This window comes from Lentibacillus sp. (genome assembly GCF_035301925.1).
Lineage (GTDB): Bacteria > Bacillota > Bacilli > Bacillales > Amphibacillaceae > Lentibacillus.
On record NZ_DATGTI010000164.1, the window covers coordinates 1 to 4,156 of the forward strand.

General features: G+C 43.5%; 5 protein-coding genes. All 5 read right to left on the reverse strand.

All coding sequences use genetic code 11. The features are described 5' to 3' along the window. Window positions 1–231 precede the first annotated feature (231 nt). The 5 genes from VK080_RS13530 to VK080_RS13550 all read right to left on the reverse strand — a co-directional run bounded on the left by VK080_RS13530 (window position 232) and on the right by VK080_RS13550 (window position 3,894). Window positions 232–861 carry a response regulator transcription factor gene (locus tag VK080_RS13530; protein ID WP_324225298.1) on the reverse strand — a complete coding sequence of 210 codons (630 nt, stop codon included), beginning with the start codon at window positions 859–861 and terminating at the stop codon, window positions 232–234. Further along, window positions 854–1,897, reverse strand: coding sequence for a sensor histidine kinase (locus VK080_RS13535; protein ID WP_324225299.1), 1,044 nt, complete (start codon window positions 1,895–1,897; stop codon window positions 854–856). The genes VK080_RS13530 and VK080_RS13535 overlap by 8 nt, the downstream gene beginning before the upstream one ends. Continuing rightward, window positions 1,894–2,622 (reverse strand): cell wall-active antibiotics response protein LiaF, encoded by a 729-nt coding sequence (gene liaF, locus VK080_RS13540; RefSeq protein WP_324225300.1) that lies wholly within the window; start codon window positions 2,620–2,622, stop codon window positions 1,894–1,896. Before liaF ends, VK080_RS13535 begins: the two co-directional genes overlap by 4 nt. A gap of 270 nt (window positions 2,623–2,892) precedes the next feature. Continuing rightward, entirely contained in the window at window positions 2,893–3,522 is a 630-nt protein-coding gene (locus VK080_RS13545; RefSeq protein WP_324225301.1) for a PspA/IM30 family protein, read from the reverse strand. 21 nt (window positions 3,523–3,543) lie between these two features. After that, complete coding sequence (locus tag VK080_RS13550) at window positions 3,544–3,894, reverse strand: flagellar basal body rod protein (RefSeq protein ID WP_324225302.1); 351 nt, start codon at window positions 3,892–3,894, stop codon at window positions 3,544–3,546. Between the last annotated feature and the right edge of the window lie 262 nt (window positions 3,895–4,156).

A 4,156-nucleotide genomic window follows, 5' to 3' on the forward strand; every position in this document is an offset into this window, starting at 1 on the left:
TGACCAAACGCGCTTCTTATTCGGGTGAAACGGTAGGTTAATAGTCCATACGTTTTAGTGAATTCTGAGGTTTCATATTTTTCATTTATTTAAAATATTCGATGCTAACTGTAGTAGTGAAACACCTCTCATACCAGCAAAAATGACCATCAAATGGATGGTCATTTTAAATGCGTGTTTTATTAAATAACAGTACCCTGTTAAATTATGGCCGGATTTATCCATGCAAAATTATACCAGGTTATGTTTAAAGGCATAGATAACAGCTTGTGTCCGGTCCTGCACTTCCAGTTTCCCAAGAATGTTGCTGATGTGAACTTTGACCGTTTTTAAAGCAATGTATAGTTCATTGGCTATTTCCTGATTCGACTTTCCCTGTGCAACTAGCAGCAGGATTTCCATTTCGCGATTGGTCAGCTGATCATGCAGGTGATCGGCAGGCTTTTCCCGCATCCTGTTCATAATCTTTCCCGTTACTTCAGGTTCCAGAATCGATTCGCCTTCATATGTCTTCCTGATGGCTTTCGCAATTTCACTCGCTTTTGATGTTTTCAGCATATAGCTGACAGCACCTGCTTCAAGTGCCGGATAAACCTTCTCGTCATCAAGAAAACTCGTGACAACAATAATTTTGGCTTCCGGCCATTCGGCAATAATCTGTTTTGTCGCTTCAATGCCGTCCATTTCATCCATGACAATGTCCATCAGGATAATATCAGGCCTCAGCTCCAAAGCAAGCCGGACAGCCTCCCCGCCATCATCGGCCTCAGCAGCCACATTGATGTCAGGTTGCGCGGACAGATAAGCTGACACCCCTATCCTGACCATTTCATGATCATCAGCAAATAATACGTTAATCATGGTTCTCACCCTCTTTTCTTAAAGCAGGTACTTTAACTTCGAGCCGTGTGCCTTCATCAGGCAGACTGACGACTTTAAACGTTCCGCCGATTTCAGAAGCCCGCTCACGCATATTTTGCAGCCCATATGAGCTGGTCCGGACATTTTCGGTATCAAATCCGATACCGTCATCAACAATCCGCATAATGATGGTATCATCCCTTTTGATCAGCATGACCTGAAGGGTAGATGCCTTCGCGTGGCGGAATGTATTAGAAACAGATTCCTGCAATATCCGGAAGAGCTGATCCTCCACACCCTTGTCGATCGAAAATTCCTCAAGCTTTGTTTCAATCTCCAACGGCACTTTTTGTGTAAGCTCTGCCAAGAGTTCCTCGGTGCCTTCCTTTAGTGATTTCCCTTTTAGAGCAACTGGTCTCAAATGAAGCAATAATGCCCGCATTTCAAGCTGTGACTGATGAATCATTTTTTCGACCATCTGCAGCTGCCTGTTACGCGACGCATCTTCAGGCGGATCAGCCTCGTTAATAGCCGACATCATCATGGAGGCGGCAAACAACTGCTGACTGACCGAATCATGTAGTTCCCGTGCCAGACGATTTCTTTCCTGTACTACAATCTCCTGTAAACTCTTTTCACGGTCTTTCGTTCTTTCCGTGGCCAGCCGCTGAGCATTTTCGGTCTGAACACGTATTTTTTCCTGTATTTGCTCCATATACTGCCGGATCTTTTCCAGTTCTTTATACGGTTCATCATCGTCAGATAACTTCTGGCCTTTTGCAATTTCATCCAAATGCCTTGATACACGCTGCAGCCGCTGCCGCCAATAGCCGCCGGTCGTTATGCCGATAATTGCACCGGCCACAATCGGTATGCTGAAAACCAGCACCAAAAATGGCACATCGTATATCGTTTTATTCAGAATGAGTGACCAGTCATCAGGCGGAAATGCTGCCAATGTTACCCCAACAATCACCAGGGTAATGATTAAGCTGAATAATGTCGCAGTGAAGACATGCCGCAAAATTGGAATCATATCCGCTTCACCTCGATATCTCCGGAAAGCAGTGATGTCACAATTTTCACCCGCGGTAGTTTTGTATCATAGTTTTCCGTCTGATATAAAAGCGACTGATTCATCAGCTTCCAGTGATGCTTGCCCAAAATATGAGCCCGCCCAAAAATCGAACTGTGATGGACACTCAGTTCCACTTCGTATGGCACGTAAATGACGATGTTGCCAACTAAGTGCCGGATCGAAACTACTGACGTGTCATTTGGCAGAACAGTATTACTCAAGTCGATGATGCGATCACCAAACATACCGTGAATATTGATATCCCGCCACTGATAAGACGTATCGGCCGTATACTGATCGCCAAATACCTTGTGATCAAACAACGGCTCCACCTGGATAACCTCATCAGCATTCATCACGTCCCGGGAAAGTTCAGGCTGGATACGTTGAGCTTCCTGTTTTGATTTCGAATAGTTGATAATAAAGATAACGATAGCAGCCAAAATCAGAAAACGAACGGCCAGCATATTCAGTATGGCAAATATTAGCCAAACAATCCCAAGCCAGAATAATATTTTCCCCCATAATTGGTTAAAATTTTTCCAGCCAACATATACAAAAGCCGCTGAAAACAATGCCGACACAATTGCCCCGCCATGGAAAAAGGCAATTTCTATCACAAAGAGAATCACGCCAATAATCAATATCCAGTTGAAAGTATCTGTCGACAAACGCTGAAACATGAAGTGATCCCCTTTCTTTCTTATCCCGCATATAAGGCTCAGTAACCAAAAAACAGCGGCTAACTGTCCCTAAATGTCCGATTCTGTTCATCTAACATTCTGTGGAGAAAAACGCTCCACAGAATGAAGATTCACTTTATGTAGGAGAGACGCAGAACAACTGCGCCTTTGCAAGTAAAAGTATACCATGTTTTGTTACGTTGCTGTACCAATTATTCCATCGTTCTCCAGAGGGATTAGTGTCTGTTACATGTGGGAAACGGCTATGGATTAATTTGCTTTTTCCTCCATGTCTTTTTCCAGCTTGGCAATTTTATTGTCGAAGGTGCTGCGGTAATAGGAGCTGTTCACCTTGTACTCCAGCCCTTCAATATATTGCTCCAATTCAGAAAAGCGGGAGAAAAGCTTTTCCGACGTTTCTTCAATGACCTGGCTGATTTGATGATTGGCATTTGCGACGTTCTCACGTCCCATTAATTCCATTCTGCGCAGATGCATATCTTTTATTTTATGTTTCATTTCCTCAAATTTCTGCTCCAATGTTTCCAGCTGCTGTACGGCCTCTTCACGTGAAGCTTTCATCCGGTCAGCACGAATTTGATATTCTTCATGCTCATTTCTCGCAAATGCACGCATCTCCTCCTCGCCTGCTTTTTCGGCGATACCCGCCTGCTTCAGTCTTTTGTCGGCCATATCCTGTGCTTTATGGTACTCTCTTGTGAACTCATCCCTGAGTCTGTACTGGCGTTCAATCAGCTTTCGCACCTTTTCTTTTTCCTGTTCACTCTGGCGTAAATATTGATTGAGAGAGGCAAGCGGATTTTTCTGTTCTTTTTGATCCAGCATATTGTGAAGATCTGCTGACACAGAATCCTTAATACGTGTCCATAAGTTTGTCATGATAAATCGCTCCTTTTGAAATTATTGATTAATATCGGCCCATTGACGTTCAAAATTTCTGAACGGATCATGATCCTCCACTGTGTGTTCTGCATATAGATTATCGTTTTTCCAGCCTTTATAAATTAAGTAGAGGACATATGCCGCCGCAACGCCGATGATCGCATAAATATTGGATATTCCTATGCTCAGCACCAGTAACCCGAGAGCGACCCAGCCAATTTTACCTGCTGTAGAGTCACTTTTAACGAATTGCTTAAAGATAACGTACAGCAGCCATATGCTGACACCAAGCAAAATTATAGGCCCGAGGTTTACCAGCAAAATAAAAAGTGCAAGCAGTCCGCCAACAAATAGCAAGAATTTTTTCATGAACCCACCTCCTTCCTTACATGAATCATATCGGGTAAATCGACTGCCGGTAACGATCCTGAGCCATATTTTCAACTAGGTCTAAGGGCGTACTTAAGGAACGCACCACCGTAATCGATAAGCAAATCCTTATCGTGTTAAAACAATAAAAGTAATGGAATGATTCCCCCTAGATTATCAACTAGGGTGAAGTCTCTTCCCTTATTTCTCTGGTGCCTTTTAGAAAGCAGAGCAAGCAGATAACATGTGCGGGAAAGGTCCG

What these genes read in the sequence shown, in the direction of transcription:
- VK080_RS13530 (WP_324225298.1), bottom strand. Translation starts at nt 861, where the DNA reads ATGATTAACGTATTATTTGCTGATGATCATGAAATGGTCAGGATAGGG.
- VK080_RS13550 (WP_324225302.1), bottom strand. Translation starts at nt 3,894, where the DNA reads ATGAAAAAATTCTTGCTATTTGTTGGCGGACTGCTTGCACTTTTTATT.
- liaF (WP_324225300.1), bottom strand. Translation starts at nt 2,622, where the DNA reads ATGTTTCAGCGTTTGTCGACAGATACTTTCAACTGGATATTGATTATT.
- VK080_RS13545 (WP_324225301.1), bottom strand. Translation starts at nt 3,522, where the DNA reads ATGACAAACTTATGGACACGTATTAAGGATTCTGTGTCAGCAGATCTT.
- VK080_RS13535 (WP_324225299.1), bottom strand. Translation starts at nt 1,897, where the DNA reads ATGATTCCAATTTTGCGGCATGTCTTCACTGCGACATTATTCAGCTTA.